This window comes from Vulcanococcus limneticus LL (assembly GCF_943369875.1).
GTDB lineage: Bacteria > Cyanobacteriota > Cyanobacteriia > PCC-6307 > Cyanobiaceae > Vulcanococcus > Vulcanococcus limneticus_A.
In genome coordinates, this window is record NZ_CALROT020000015.1 from 25,228 (window position 1) to 39,109 (window position 13,882).

The 13,882-nt window shown below is 71.7% G+C and carries 11 protein-coding genes; 3 read left to right on the plus strand and 8 right to left on the minus strand.

Annotation, left to right across the window (positions count from 1 at the left end):
- Positions 1 to 71 precede the first annotated feature (71 nt).
- The 3 genes from ACLV7J_RS13965 to ACLV7J_RS13975 all read right to left on the minus strand — a co-directional run bounded on the left by ACLV7J_RS13965 (position 72) and on the right by ACLV7J_RS13975 (position 6,057).
- Positions 72 to 1,409, minus strand: coding sequence for an APC family permease (locus ACLV7J_RS13965; RefSeq protein WP_411869680.1), 1,338 nt, complete (start codon positions 1,407 to 1,409; stop codon positions 72 to 74).
- Between the two features lie 284 nt (positions 1,410 to 1,693).
- Positions 1,694 to 4,987: an efflux RND transporter permease subunit gene (locus ACLV7J_RS13970; RefSeq protein ID WP_411869681.1), complete on the minus strand. Its 3,294-nt coding sequence runs from the start codon at positions 4,985 to 4,987 to the stop codon at positions 1,694 to 1,696.
- Positions 4,984 to 6,057: an efflux RND transporter periplasmic adaptor subunit gene (locus tag ACLV7J_RS13975; protein WP_411869682.1), complete on the minus strand. Its 1,074-nt coding sequence runs from the start codon at positions 6,055 to 6,057 to the stop codon at positions 4,984 to 4,986. The genes ACLV7J_RS13970 and ACLV7J_RS13975 overlap by 4 nt, the downstream gene beginning before the upstream one ends.
- A 171-nt stretch (positions 6,058 to 6,228) precedes the next feature.
- Here ACLV7J_RS13975 and ACLV7J_RS13980 point away from each other — a divergent pair, with 171 nt between their 5' ends.
- Positions 6,229 to 8,463 carry an AAA family ATPase gene (locus ACLV7J_RS13980; RefSeq protein WP_411869709.1) on the plus strand — a complete coding sequence of 745 codons (2,235 nt, stop codon included), beginning with the start codon at positions 6,229 to 6,231 and terminating at the stop codon, positions 8,461 to 8,463.
- A gap of 69 nt (positions 8,464 to 8,532) precedes the next feature.
- Here the strand turns inward: ACLV7J_RS13980 and ACLV7J_RS13985 are convergent, their stop codons facing one another.
- The 3 genes from ACLV7J_RS13985 to ACLV7J_RS13995 all read right to left on the minus strand — a co-directional run bounded on the left by ACLV7J_RS13985 (position 8,533) and on the right by ACLV7J_RS13995 (position 10,635).
- Positions 8,533 to 9,195 carry an alpha/beta hydrolase gene (locus tag ACLV7J_RS13985; protein WP_411869683.1) on the minus strand — a complete coding sequence of 221 codons (663 nt, stop codon included), beginning with the start codon at positions 9,193 to 9,195 and terminating at the stop codon, positions 8,533 to 8,535.
- A gap of 133 nt (positions 9,196 to 9,328) precedes the next feature.
- Positions 9,329 to 9,847: a hypothetical protein gene (locus ACLV7J_RS13990; RefSeq protein WP_411869684.1), complete on the minus strand. Its 519-nt coding sequence runs from the start codon at positions 9,845 to 9,847 to the stop codon at positions 9,329 to 9,331.
- 38 nt (positions 9,848 to 9,885) lie between these two features.
- Complete coding sequence (locus tag ACLV7J_RS13995) at positions 9,886 to 10,635, minus strand: 4'-phosphopantetheinyl transferase family protein (RefSeq protein ID WP_411869685.1); 750 nt, start codon at positions 10,633 to 10,635, stop codon at positions 9,886 to 9,888.
- Between the two features lie 18 nt (positions 10,636 to 10,653).
- Here ACLV7J_RS13995 and bcp point away from each other — a divergent pair, with 18 nt between their 5' ends.
- On the plus strand, positions 10,654 to 11,121 hold the full coding sequence (bcp, locus tag ACLV7J_RS14000; RefSeq protein ID WP_411869686.1) for a thioredoxin-dependent thiol peroxidase: 468 nt from the start codon (positions 10,654 to 10,656) through the stop codon (positions 11,119 to 11,121).
- A gap of 5 nt (positions 11,122 to 11,126) precedes the next feature.
- Here bcp and ACLV7J_RS14005 read toward each other — a convergent pair whose 3' ends face one another.
- Together ACLV7J_RS14005 and ACLV7J_RS14010 are read right to left on the minus strand one after the other, a co-directional pair.
- On the minus strand, positions 11,127 to 11,879 hold the full coding sequence (locus ACLV7J_RS14005; RefSeq protein ID WP_411869687.1) for a type III pantothenate kinase: 753 nt from the start codon (positions 11,877 to 11,879) through the stop codon (positions 11,127 to 11,129).
- A complete protein-coding gene (locus tag ACLV7J_RS14010; RefSeq protein ID WP_411869688.1) occupies positions 11,880 to 12,605 on the minus strand; it encodes a phosphoadenylyl-sulfate reductase in 726 nt (241 codons plus the stop codon).
- Positions 12,606 to 12,683: 78 nt separating this feature from the next.
- Here ACLV7J_RS14010 and ACLV7J_RS14015 point away from each other — a divergent pair, with 78 nt between their 5' ends.
- The gene (locus ACLV7J_RS14015) at positions 12,684 to 13,880 is read left to right on the plus strand and encodes an NAD(P)/FAD-dependent oxidoreductase (RefSeq protein ID WP_411869689.1); all 1,197 of its coding nucleotides are present in this window, start codon (positions 12,684 to 12,686) and stop codon (positions 13,878 to 13,880) included.
- Positions 13,881 to 13,882: the final 2 nt, after the last annotated feature.

Below are 13,882 nucleotides of genomic sequence, written 5' to 3' on the forward strand. Positions count from 1 at the left end.
AGGGCTTGATCCTCTCTCCGGGCCGGGCCCGGCTGGAGCTGACCTCACCCATATGGCTGCGCCCGCGGTGATCACCGGAGGGCCGGCACCACCCACCAGACCCGCAGCGCCCCAAGCACCATCAGAACGGCGAAGGTGAGCAACATGCCGTTCTGCTGCCCCACCGCCCCGGAGACGTAGGCCAGCGCCATCGCGCTGACGGCCACCAGACAGGCACCACCCACCAGCAATCGGCGACGGCGGGAGTTCCCCGGCAGGCTCACGCGCAGGCTGGACAGCGCCACCAGGCCGTACACCAGCAGGAACCCGAGCACGGCGAAGCCGCCGAACAGCCCGAAGATCTGGCTGATGTTGAGGTGGCGCTGCACCACGAGCGCACCGCCAGCCACCAGGGGCAGCCCGACCGCCAGCAGCGCCCGGGCCGGGGTGCCGTAGCGCGGATGCACGCGCGCGAGGGACGGCGGGAGCAGCCCCTGTTCCGCCAGGCCGTAGGCGAGGCGCGCCAGGGCGGTGAGCGCACCGAGGCAGGTGCCGAACAGACACAGCACCGCGCCCACCTTGATCCACAGGCCAGCGCCGGGGATGCCCATCTGCTCCGCCAGGGCGCTCAACGGATCGAGGCTCTGGCGGGCCACCGCCGGCAGCCAGGCCAGGCCCTCCGGCAGGAAGGCGCCCCACACCATGAACAGCACCCCGGCGAGCACCACGGCGATGCGGATGCTGCGGGGCACGGCCCGCTCGGCATCCATCGCCTCGCGGCCAAGGTTCGCAGCGCTCTCAAAGCCGATGAAGCTCAGCACCGCCACCATCAGGCCCGATCGCACCTGGGCCGCCGTGTCGTCGAGCGGGTTGATCGCCCGCAGATCGGGGGCTCCCCAGCCGTGCCGCAGGATCACCAGCGTGAGGGCCAGGATGATCAACGCCGAGATCGTCTCGGTGAGCAGCATGGTGCGGGTGGAGAGCTGCACGTCGCGGCGGGCCAGCTCCAGGCAGCCCAGCCCGCCGAGCAGGTACGCCAGCAGTGGCGGTGCTGGCCAACCCAGATGCCGCAGCAGCAGCTCCAGAAAGAACCCGAAGAACAGCAGGCAGGCCACCAAGGTGGCGCCGTAGCCGAGCAGCAGCGCCCAGCTCGCCGTGGCCCCCAGGCGCGCGCCCAGCCCGGCGCCCACATAGGCGGCGATGCCACTCGGGCTGCCCGGCAACCGACGGAACAGCACCAGGGTTTCGCCCACCAGCAGCACCACCACCAGCGCCAGGCCGTAGCTGATCCAGGTGGCGGCGCCGGCCGTGCGCATCGCCTCGGGGATGTTGAACACGGCCGTGAGCGTGAGCCCCACGGTGCCCACCGCCTGGGCCGTCACCTCCAGCGGGCCGAGGCAGCGGCGCAGGCTGGGAGCGACGTCCGTCATGACGGCGGCAGGTCGTGGGGATCGCGACTTCGGGCGACCCGCGCCAGCTGGCGCATGGCCTCACCCCAGGCTCCACAACAGCCGGCTACCGCCACCACAGCGATGGCTCGCTCCAGCGACGCATCGGGCAGAGGGCTCCCCGGGGCTTCTGCGGCGCGGCGCCCAAGCACGAGGAGCAAGGCTGCCATGGCGGCGAACACAACACCCGCGAACACAACGCGGCGGCGATCCAAACGCGTCTGCGGCGGTTCGCGATAGCCAGGGGGATGGGGGAGCGGCATTGATCAGGGCGAGGGCAGCTGGGGTGGCGCAGCCTGGCTGTCGGGGAACCAGGCCGCCTCCAGGTTCTTCATCAGCACATAGAAGGACGGCACCACAAACAGGCTGAGCACGGTGGCCACCAGCAGGCCGCCGAAGATCACCGCCCCCAGGGAGCGCTGGCTGAGGGCACCGGCGCCATTGGCCACCAGCAGCGGGAAGAAGCCCGCCAGGGCCGCCATCGCCGTCATCAGGATCGGCCGCAGCCGCGACTGGGCCGCGCCGGCGGCGGCCTCGGCGGCGCTAGCCCCGGCCTCCATGCGCTGGTTCGCCAGGTCGACGATCAGGATGCCGTTCTTGGCCGCCAGGCCGATCAGGGTCACCAGCCCCACCTGGGCGTAGACGTTGTTGACCTGACCGCGCAGCACCAGGAACACCAGGGCGCCGAGCATGGCCAGCGGCACCGTCATCAGGATCACCAGCGGATCGATGTAGCTGCCGTACTGGGCCGACAGCACCAGGTAGACCACCACGATCCCCAGGGCGAACACCAGGATCGCCAGGGAGCCGGCCTGCACCTCCGAGCGGGAGAGGGCCGACCAGTCCATGCCGATGTTGGTGAAGTTGAGCCGGCGGAAGGTGTCCGCCAGGGTGTCGATCACCTGGCCGCTGCTCTTGCCGAAGGCCTCCACCCCCTGCACCAGCACCGTGCGGTAGAGGTTGAAGTGGCTCACGATCGGCGGGGCGCTGTCCAGCTGGGCCTTCACCATGTTGGAGAGCGGGATCAGCTGGCCGTCGGCGCTGCTCACGTAGAGGTTGGCCAGATCGTCGACCACGTTGCGCCGCTCGCCCTCTGCCTGCACATACACCTGGCGGTACTGGCCGTTCTCGTAGGTGGGATTCACGAAACGGCCGCCGGCCAGGGCGCCGAGGGTGGCCATGGCATCGCCGTAGTTCACATTGAGCGAGGCCATGCGGTCGCGGTCCACATCCAGGCGCCACACCGGCGCGTCGGCGACGAACTGGGTGTAGATGTTGAAGAAATCGCCGGTCTTCTTGGCGTCACCGATCAGCTGATCGGCCAGCCCCGCCAGCTGGGTGGGGGTGTAGCCGCCGTTGCTGAGGTCGTTGAACTGCAGCGAGAAGCCGCCCTGGGCGCTGAAGCCGGGCACGGCCGCCGGCGGCTGGGCCAGCACGATGGCGCCCGGAATCTGGCGAAACTCCTGGTTGAGGCGCTTGATGATCGCGTTCGCCGACTGACTGGGCGCGGTGCGCTCCTCAATCGGCTTGAGGCCGAAGAAGAAGATGCCCTGGTTGAGGGCGCCGCCGTTGAAGCCGGCCCCGCCGATCACCTCGCCGGAGACGATCTCCTCCTCCTTGGCGATGATCTGGCGGGCCTGGTCCGCCACCAGCATGGTGGCCTCAAGCGAGGCCTGGGGCGGCAGCTGGATGATGCCGAGGCCGTAGCCCTGGTCCTCGCTGGGCACGAAGCCCGTGGGAATCGCCGCAAAGGCGATGCCGGTAAGCACCACCCCGCCCAGCAGGATCGCCACCAGCAGGCGCCGCAGCCGGATGGCCAGCTGCAGCAGGCGCGCATAGCCCGCGGCGAGCGCGTCGAAGCCGCGGTTGAAGCCCGCGAAGATCGGCACCAGGTTGGAGCCCACCAGGGCACCGAGCGCCCCCAGCAGCAGCGATCCCACCCAGCCGAAGGCCAGCCAGCCGTAGCCGGCGCCGAGGCCCAGGCCGATCAGGGTCCACTTCAGGCCGCGGGGGTCGGTCTTGCCGCCGCCGAGCAGCAGCGCCGACTGCAGCGGTTTGCCGGTGATCGCGTTGAAGGTGCTCACCAGGATCGAGAACACGATCGTGAGCGCGAACTGGCGGTAGATCACGCCGGTGGCGCCCGGGAAGAAGGTCACCGGCAGGAACACCGCCAGCAGCACCAGCGCCGTGGCCAGGATCGCGCCGGTGAGCTCCTTCATGGCGTTGGAGGCCGCCCGGAACGGGGGGTCGCCGGCCTCGATCCGGGCCGCCACCGCCTCCACCACCACGATGGCGTCATCCACCACCAGACCCGTGGCCAGGATGATGCCCAGCAGGGTGAGTTCGTTGATCGAGAAGCCGAAGGCCTTCACGAAGATCAGGGCCCCCAGCAGGGCGATCGGCAGGGCCAGGGCCGGCACGGCGGTGGCCTTCCAGTCCTGCAGGAACAGGAAGATGATCAGCAGCACGAGCACCACCGCATCGCGCAGGGCCTCAAGGGCCGTGGCGATGGACCCATTGATGAAGTCGGTCTGGTCGAACACCTTCTCGAGCACCACCCCCGGCGGCAGGGTGCTCTCGAACTGGGTGAGCACCGTATCCACGGCCTTGGCGGTGCTGATGGCGTTGCTGCCCGGCAGCTGGATCACCCCGAAGCCCACGCAGGGGTAGCCGCTGCGGGCGTTGATCGCCGACTGGGAGAAGTTCTGGAAGGCGTATTCAGCACGACCGACATCGCGCAGGCGGATCAGGCTGCCGTCACTGCCCTTGGCGGTCTGGCTGCCACCGGGACCCTTGCTGAGGATCAGATCCTCGAATTCCTGCACAGTCTCCAGGTTGCCGTTCACCAGCAGGGGGTAGGTGCTGCGGTTCTGGGCCGGGGCCGGAGGGCCGCCGATGCTGCCGGCGATCACCACCTGGTTCTGCCCCTGCAACGCCTGGATCACGTCATCAACCGTGAGGTTGAAGCGGGTGAGCTTGAGGGGATCCACCCACAGCCGGAAGGCGGGGTTGCTGGCACCGAACACGTTCACCTGACCCACGCCATCGGCACGGCTCAGGGGGTAGAGCAGGTTCAGCTGGAACAGGCCATTGAGGTAGTTGCGGTCGAACTGGCCCCGGGTCGAGGTGAGGTTGTAGACGAGCAGATAGCTGGAGGCGGTCTGCTCCACCGTGACCCCCTGGGCATTCACCTGCTGGGGCAGCTGGGAGGAGGCCGTCTGCACCCGGTTGAGCACATTGACCTGGTCAATGTCGGGATCGGTGGTGGCCTTGAAGTAGACATTGATCTGGCTCACCCCCTGGCTGGTGCTGTTGGAGGTGATGTAATCCATCCCCGGTGCGCCGTTGATCTGCTCCTCCAGGGGGCCGGTCACCGCGCTCTCGACGGTGAGGGCGTCGGCGCCGGGCAGGTTGGCCGTCACCTGAATCGTGGGCGGCGCGATGTTGGGGAGGTTCTCGATCGGCAGCAGCGGCAGGCTGATCATCCCGGCCATCAGGATCAGGATGCTGCACACGGTGCTGAGCACCGGCCGCCGGATGAAGGTGTCCGAAAGGCTCATGAGCCGCTGCCCCCGGCACTGGCACCGGCGGGGGCGACCCGCACCACGGCACCGGAGCGCAGCTGGGCCAGGTTGCCCACAATCACGCGATCCCGGGAGGCGATCCCGCTGCGCACCGCGAAGCGCCCGTTCTGCAGGCTGCCCAGGTTCACCGGCACCTGCAGGGCCACGAGGGCTCCGGCCGGTGGCTCCGGCGTGATCGGCCGGCCCAGCAGGCGACTGGCCTCAGCCGGCGGCACCGCCAGGAACACGAAGGTCTTGCCCGCCTGGAGCAGCACCGCCTGCTGGGGAATCGAGGGCAGCGTCTGGCGGTCGAACACCAGGGTGGCGCTCACCCGCTGGCCGTTGCGCAGGGTGCCGTCCGGGTTGGCGAAGGTGGCCTTCACCAGCAGGGTCTGGCTGCTCTTGTCCACCGAGGGGGCCAGGAAGCTGAGGCTGCCGCGGGCCAGCAGGCCAGGGCGGCCGGGGGCCTCCAGCAGCACCGGCAGACCGGGCTTCAGGCGCCAGGAGAGTTCGGAGGGCACGTCGAGGCGCACCCACAGGCGCGAGTTGTCGACCACCGTGGTGACGACGCTGCCGGGGCGCACCACATCGCCGAGCTTGACGTTGATGTTGCCCACCTCGCCGGCGATCGGCGCGAGCACGTCCTTGTAACCGAGGGTGGCCGAGTTGGCGATCACCCGGTCACGGCTCTCGATCGCCTGGGTCACGTAGGCGTCGCGGTCCTTGGTGGACACGGCACCCTGCTGGTTGAGGAAGATGTAGCGCTCGGCGTTGAGCCGATCCTTGCGGGCCTCGGCACTGGAGGCGTTCACCTGGGCCTGCTGCTGCACCTGATCCAGGCGGAACAGCAGCTGACCCGCCCGCACCCGCTGCCCCTCGGCCATGGGCATGGCCACGATGCGGCCCTCGATCTGCGGTTCGAGCTTCAGCTCCCGAATCGCCTCCAGGGTGCTCTGGTAGGTGGCCTGGTCAGCGAAGTCGTCCGCCGATGGGGAGGCCAGCGTCACCAGCGGTGGCGGCGGGACCGGCGGTTTGGGCAGGCTGCAGGCCGCCAGGGGAAGAGCCATGGCGATGGCCGCCCCAGCGGAGCGCCGGAGCCTGGGGAACGCCATCGGAAGTCCTGCCCTTGACCTGTCGGACAATAGGGGCTGTGGCAAGCAGCCTCAACGGCCCGGATGCCCCATACCCTCCTGGGTTCCCCCGGCGTCCCCGAATCCTCCGAGCCCCCCGAGCGCACCGTGACCGACCTGTTCAGCCACCGGGGCGAGCAGCTGCGCCAGCGCCTGGCTCCCCTGGCCGATCGCCTGCGCCCCCGCACGCTCGACGAGTTCCAGGGGCAGGAGGCGATCCTGGGGCCCGGCCGGCTGCTGCGCCGCGCCATCACCGCCGACCGGGTCGGCAACCTGATCCTGCACGGGCCGCCCGGGGTGGGCAAGACCACCCTGGCCCGCATCATCGCCGCCAGCACCCGCGCCCACTTCAGCAGCCTCAACGCCGTGCTGGCCGGCGTGAAGGACCTGCGGGCCGAGGTGGACGAGGCCAGACGACGCCTGGAGCAGCACGGCCTGCGCAGCCTGCTGTTCATCGATGAGGTGCACCGCTTCAACAGCGCCCAGCAGGACGCGCTGCTGCCCTGGGTGGAGAACGGCACCGTGACCCTGATCGGCGCCACCACCGAGAACCCCTACTTCGAGGTGAACAAGGCGCTGGTGAGCCGCTCGCGCCTGTTCCGCATGCAGCCCCTGGAGGCCCGGCACCTCCACCAGCTGCTGCAGCGGGCCCTCAGCGATCCGGAGCGGGGCTACGGCAACCGCACGGTGGCGATCAGCGAGGAGGCCGCCGCCCACCTGGTGGATGTGGCCGGCGGCGATGCCCGCAGCCTGCTCAATGCCCTGGAGCTGGCCGTCGAGACGACGGAGCCGAACGCCGAGGGCGTGGTCGCCATCGACCTGGCCATCGCCGAGGAGTCGATCCAGCAGCGGGCCGTGCTCTACGACAAGCAGGGCGACGCCCACTTCGACACCATCAGCGCCTTCATCAAGTCGCTGCGGGGCAGCGATCCCGACGCGGCCCTGTTCTGGCTGGCGCGGATGGTGGAGGCCGGCGAGAACCCCCGCTTCATCTTCCGGCGCATGCTGATCTCCGCCGGCGAGGACATCGGCCTGGCCGATCCCCAGGCGATGGTGGTGGTGGAGGCCTGCGCCGCGGCCTTCGAGCGGGTGGGCCTGCCGGAGGGGCTCTATCCCCTGGCCCAGGCAGCCCTCTATCTGGCCAGCACCGAGAAGAGCAACAGCCTGCTGGGCTTCTTCGATGCCCTCAAGACGGTGAAGGCCACCAGCCGCCAGGACGTGCCCTCCCACCTGCGCGATGCCAACCGCGACGGCAAGGCCTTCGGCGATGGGGTGGGCTACCGCTACCCCCACGCCTACGCCGAGCACTGGGTGGCGCAGCAATACCTGCCCAACCAGCTGCAGGGGGAGGTGTTCTGGCAGCCGGGCGCCCTGGGCTGGGAAGGGGATCGGCGCGCGCGGATGCAGCAGCGGCGCGCGGCCCAGCTGGCCGCCGCGGCCGAGCACGAGGCCGAACTGGGGCCGATCCTGAGCGGCGGCCCCGACGATCCGGCCCTGGATCGCTGGCTGCAGCGGCAGCTGGGAGCCGAGGGCCAGCGGCTCGACGGCCTGCGCCAGCGGCTCTGGCAGGGGGCCCGCTGGCGGCGCCACGACCGGGTGCTGATCCTGGAGGCCCGCTCCCTGCTCTGGGCCCTCGATCCCCTGGCGGCCACGCCGGAGGGGGGCGTGGTGATCCAGGCCGCCAGCCCGGCCGATGCCGAGCGGCTGGCGGCCCAGCTGCAGGTGCTCGACAGCCTGCGCCAGCCCCGGGTCGTCGGCGCGGCAGGGGAGGGCGGCACGGGCGCCGGCAACGGCGGTGGCCTGGCCGCGCTGGCCGGCCAGCTGGAGCCCGGCGAGCGGTTCGAGTGGATCGCCGCCCGCCAGCCCCTGCGGGGCCGCCAGGGCGAGCAGCTGGCGGAGGACCTCGCCCGGCTCACGGCCCTGGCCGCACCGGACGCCGAGCTGCGGCTGCTGTTCAGCGCACCGCGGCTCGGCCCGGCGGGGGCCCTGCTGCAGAGCGGAGCGGATCTGACCGAAGCGGATCGCGCCCTGCTGGCCGACCTGCAGCGCCTGGAGGCCGACTGGCTGCGGCCCGACCCGCCGCCGCCACTGCTGGAGCAGGCGCTGACCGCCCTGGGCTGGAGCGTGGACTGGGACCCGTGGCGGGAACCGCTGGAGCTGGAGCTGACACCGGACCTCTGGCGGCGCTGGTTCGGCCCGGGCGCCCGCTACCGGCAACAGGTGGAAGCGGCGCTGGGAGCAGCGCCGGCGCAGGCCGCCGCCGCCCTGATGGAGCGCCAGCAGGGCCGGCGCCTCCCCCAGGACCTGGAGCATCAGCGGCTGCTGGCCCAGCGGCGCCCATGAAAAAAGCCCCGGCAATGCCGGGGCCCACGCGATCGAAGAGCACCGAAGCGCAGGGCTTCGGCCCGTGGATCACCAGAGGCCGCGCACGGGCTCCTGCATGGGGGCAGGGGCGGGGGCGGGGGCAGCGGCGATGGGGTCAGCCACCTGGTTGGCCTGGATGCAGGCGGGCAGGAACACGTACCAGGAGAGCAGGGAGGTGCACTGGGCCTCGCCCACGCACTTGCCCTCGGCGCAGACGTTCTGCTTGCCGTCGTAGGTGTTGCAGGTGTCAGCCAGGCGGAAGTCCGTCGGCAGGGCGGCCATGATGCCGGCCGAGGAGATCTGACCATCGCGGGCATCGGCGATGATCGCCGAGCGCAGACCCTGCACCCCGTAGGTGGACATGGTCCAGTAGGGGAAGTAGCTGCGGGTCTGGTTCTTGAGGAACTTCACCCCAGCGTCGGAGTAGAGGAAGCGGGACACGCCCACCAGATCCACGCTGTAGGTCTTGTTCATGCCATTGCGGATCTCATCGGCGGTCCAGCCGGAGCGGGAGATGCCGCTGGAGAGGCCGCGATCGGTGATGTCACCGGTCTTGAGGAAGGTGTCGACCTCGCTCTGATCGGTGGACCACACGGCACCGCCGGTGTTCCAACGGATGGGCAGGTCATTGTCGACGGCCGCAGAGGCCGGGAGGGCAACGGCAGTGAGAGCCGCGCCAGCGAAGAGGCCAGCAGCGAGACGCTTCAGCACGGGTGAGTAGGGAACTCGTCAACCGCAACTTAGACATCGACCTCCCACTTGCCAACGCATTCAGCCGGTGGCGTGCCGATCGTCACAAGAACTGCCCCTGGCGGACAGGCCTGACGCGAAGGCCAACCGCGCCCTAGGACGCCCCGGCCGCGGCTCGCCGTCCAGGGGCGGCCAAAGGCAGATCCCACCAGCCCGGCGGGCAGCCCAGACGACCGGCCCGCAGCGGGAAGGCTCCCGGCTCGCCGCGGCCGACGCAGGCCACCCCGCGCGGCACGTTCTCCACGGCCTCCACCCGGGCCACGTAGCGCTCGTCCCCCTCCTCGGGCACGAGGGTGAGCTGCACCCAGTCGCCCTCGCTGCGCAGCAGCGGTTCCATGTCCTCCGGCGCCTCGACGCCCAGCACGTCGAGATAGCCGCTGAAGCCACCCCAGAAGTAACGGGTGATCTGGCCGCCCACGAAGCGGCTCAGCACCGCCGAGGCCCGCTCGCGGGACTCCTGGGCCGACTCCTGCCCCTCCAGATCCGCCAGCAGGCGATCGGTGCCGGCACCGGGGCGGCTGGCCAGGGGCGGCGCCAGGGGCAACTGCACCAGACCGGCCAGGCCGATCAGGGCCAGCACCGACATCAGGCTGAGGCGCAGGGCAAGGGCCATGGCGGGCGGCGGTGAGCGGGCTGCCAGTCGAGGCGACCCTAGGCCCAGAGTCCCGAACCGACAGCCTCGCCCACGGCGGCGCAGAGCCAGCCGTCACGTTCGCGGCAGAGGCACTCGGGGCTGAGACCGTCGCGCAACTGGACCAGGGCGCCGCGCTCCCGGTCCCACTGCCAGTGGCGCAGTTCGCTGGCCAGGCTCGAGCCCCGCCACTTGATCGCCGCCTCCTTGCGCACCCAGCTCTCCAGCACCGCCCGCCGCCGCCGGGCCTCCGGCAGGTGCAGCAGCTGCGCCAGCTCGGGGGCGGGGAAGAAGCGCCGCGCCAGGGTGAGCCCATCCAGCCGGCGGTCCGCCGCCTCCAGATCCACGCCGATCGGCCGCGGCGACCAGGCCAGCAGCAGGCGGTCGCGGCTGTGGCTGAGGCTGAGGTGGCCCCAGCCAACGGCCAGCCGCGGCGGCTCGCCGGGGGGGCTGTGCAGCGGCAGCTCGCGGGGGTCCCCGCCCAGCAGGGCCGCGAGCTGACGGCGGACCAGGGCACGGCTGGTGGCATAGCGGGCCCGCAGGGGGGCGGCGAGGGCGCCACACCAGGCCCGCTCCTGGTCGCTCAACGGCAGGGCACTCCCCGGGCCCAGGTCCAGCAGGGCCTCCAGCGGGTCCTCCGCGAAGCCGGCCGACGGGGGACCTGCCGCTGGCCCTGCAGCGCCGCCGGGCTGGGCCGTCAGCGGCAGCAGCCAGTAGTGGGGAACGGCGGGCAGCGCGGCGATCGGGGCTCCCCCTAGGCTCGCGCCCATTGTCTCCAACGCACCGCGATGGCCCTGCAGATCGGCGATGCCGCCCCCGCGTTCACCCTGCCCGACCAGGCCGGCCAGGAGGTGAGCCTGAGTGACTTCCGCGGCAGCCGGGTGGTGATCTACTTCTATCCGAAGGACGACACCCCGGGCTGCACCAAGGAGGCCTGCAACTTCCGCGACCAGTGGGGTGCCTTCGGGCAGCACGGCATCCAGGTGCTCGGCATCAGCAAGGACGCTGCCGCCAGCCACGCCAAGTTCATCGCCAAGTACAGCCTGCCCTTCACCCTGCTCACCGACGCCGAGCCGTGCCCGGTGGCCGAGAGCTACAGCAGCTATGGCCTCAAGAAGTTCATGGGCCGCGAGTACATGGGCATGATGCGCCACACCTTCGTGGTGGATGGCGAGGGCAAGATCGAACGGATCTACCTGAAGGTGAAGGCCGAAACCATGGCCGACGACATCCTGCGGGACCTGGGCCTGGCCTGAACCCCTCAGAGGTCCGCCAGGGCGGCCAGGGCCTCCAGGCACAGCTCGGGGGCCCAGCGCACGGGCAGGCCCTGCCGCTGCAGCAGCGGCAGCAGCGCGCCGCCGTCGCCGCCGGTGAGCCAGAGGCTCCAGGGCCCGGCGGCCGGATCGCCAGAGGTGCCGGTGAGCGCCACATCGCGCCAGGCCGCCGCGATCGAGGCCGCCGCGGCCTCCAGGCAGCCCCGCGCCATCGCCGCCGCCGTCTCCCGTGGCCAGGGGTCCGCAGGCAGGGTCAACGCCTCGCCCACCGGCAGGTCGGGCAACAGGGCGGTGCCGGCCGCCAGACTGCGCAGCTGCAGGCCCACCCCCGCCAGCAGCCGCCCGCCGGCAAAGGCCCCGGCGCCATCCACCCGGGTGAAGCTCAGGGCCGTGCCCGCATCGGCCACCAGCACGCCGCCGCGGACGCCGTCCGGCTGCTGCTGCCAGGCCCACCAGCCCGCCAGGGCACGATCGATGCCCAGCCAGGGCGGGGCTGCCGCCAGGGGCACCTGCGCCAGGCCGATCCGCCGCTCGGGCGGCAACCCCGCCGCCCCGGGCACAGCCCCCACCGCCGCCCAGGCGATCAGATCCGCCGGCGCCCCGATCGCGTCAGCCGCCGCCTGGTGCCAGCAGCGCAGCCCCCCGGCGCCATCGCGCTCGGCCCAGTGCCAGCGGGAGTTGCCCAGCAGCAGCACCCGCCCGCCCGGCGCCACGCCAGCGGCGGGGCCGGGCGACGCCACTCAGATCCCCTCGCCGCCCACGCCGGGCAGGTGGATGCCGCACTCCTGCTTGAGGCCGCCGAAGCGGGTGGCGCGGCCCGTGGCACTGCCGTCGTCGGGGCCGCTGGAGTGCCAGTCGCCCACGGTCGAGTAGCCCTGCTCGAACAGGGGGTGCTGGGGCAGGTCGTGCTCCTGCATGTAATAGAAGACGTCCCTGCTGGTCCAATCCAGCAGCGGCCGCAGCGCCCAGAGGCCACGCACCCGCTGCAGGGGCTCCATCGCCTTGCGGTGGTCGGTCTGACGGCCCCGCACCCCGCTGGCCCAGCACTGGACCCGCCGCTCCATCAGGGCGCGGTCCAGGGGCTCCACCTTGCGGATGCGGTGGTAGAGCTCGAGATCTTCGAGGCGGCCGGTGTTCCACAGCTGGCCGTGGAGGGCCTCCATCCGGGCCGGGCTCATCGTGGCCTGCACCGGCTGAACGTTGAGGCTGAGCAACCCCATCAGCGTCTCGGCGTACTGATAGGTCTCGGGGGGCAGGTAGCCGGTGTCGACCCAGAGGATCGGGATCGGGGCGTCCAAGCGGCTGGCCATGTGCAGCAGCACCGCCGACTGGATGCCGAAGCTGGTGGTGAGGGCAAAGCCGTCGCCGAAGGTCTCCAGGCCCCAGCGCAGGCGACCCTGGGCATCGGCCGCGCTCAGCTCCTGGCAGGCGCTGTCGAGGTCGAAGCCGGCGGTCGTCGTCGTCATGGAGTCCATCTTCCCCTGCCGGTGGGTCTGGTTAGGGTTCGGCCAGTCCCACCCGGGCTCGGTCCGGCCCGGTTGCCCATGTCCGCTGCTGCACCGGTTGTGATCGTTGGCGGCGGCTTCGGGGGCCTCAGCACGGCCCTGAACCTCTCGGCGCGGCAGGGCCATCCGCCCCTGCTGCTGATCGAGCCCCAGGAGCGCTTTCTGTTTCTGCCCCTGCTCTATGAGCTGCTGAGCGGTGAGCTGCGCCGCTGGCAGATCGCGCCCCGCTACGACCAGCTGCTGGCCGGCCGCGGTGTGGCCTGGCTGCAGGACCGGGTGAGCGGCATCGACACCGGCGCCCGCCGCCTGCAGACCAGTGGCGGCCGCACACTCCCCTACAGCCGCCTGGTGCTGGCCACCGGCGGCCGGCCCGAGACCTACGGAGTGCCCGGGGTGCGCGAGCACGCCCTCGGCTTCCGCAGCCTGGCCGATGTGGAGCGGCTGCAGGCCCTGGTGCAGCAGCTGAAAACCAGACCACGGCCCCTGCAGCGGCTGGTGGTGGTGGGGGCCGGCGCCAGCGGTGTGGAGCTGATCTGCAAGCTGGCGGACCTGCTGGAGGGATCCACCGTGCTGGAGCTGGTGGAGCAGGGGCCGGATCTGCTGCCACTCTCCAAGTCGTTCAACCGGGATCAGGCGCGGCTGGCCCTGCAGCGCCGCGACATCCGCCTGCGCACCGGCACCCGCGTCGAGGCGGTGCAGGCCGATGGCGTCAGCCTCTCCCGCGCCGCCGGCGACTCCGGCGAGCGCCAGCGGGAACAGCTCAAGGCCGATGGGGTGATCTGGACCGGCGGGGTGGCCGGGGCCGTGCCGCCGATCACGCCGGCCCCCGGCCTCGATCCCCGCGGCCGCCTGCCCTGCAGCGCGGAGCTGCAGGTGGAGGGGCTGCCGGAGCTGTTCGCCCTGGGGGATGCGGCAGTCGGTCCGGCCCCCGCGGGCGATGAGGGCGGCAGCGGACCGGCCTGGCCCGCCACCGCCCAGGTGGCCTACCAGCAGGCCGAGCGGGTGGCGGACAACGTGCTGCGCTCCCTGGCCGGCGAGCCGCTGCTGCCCTTCCAGTGGAACGACCTGGGCGAGATGCTGGGCCTGGGCATCGGCCAGGCGACCCTCACCGGCCTGGGCCTGACCCTGGCCGGGCCGGGGGCCGACCGGCTGCGGCGCCTGGCCTACCTGGCCCGCCTGCCGGGGCTGCCCCACCAGCTGCGGGTGGCGGCCGGCTGGCTGGCGGCCGGGGGCTGAGG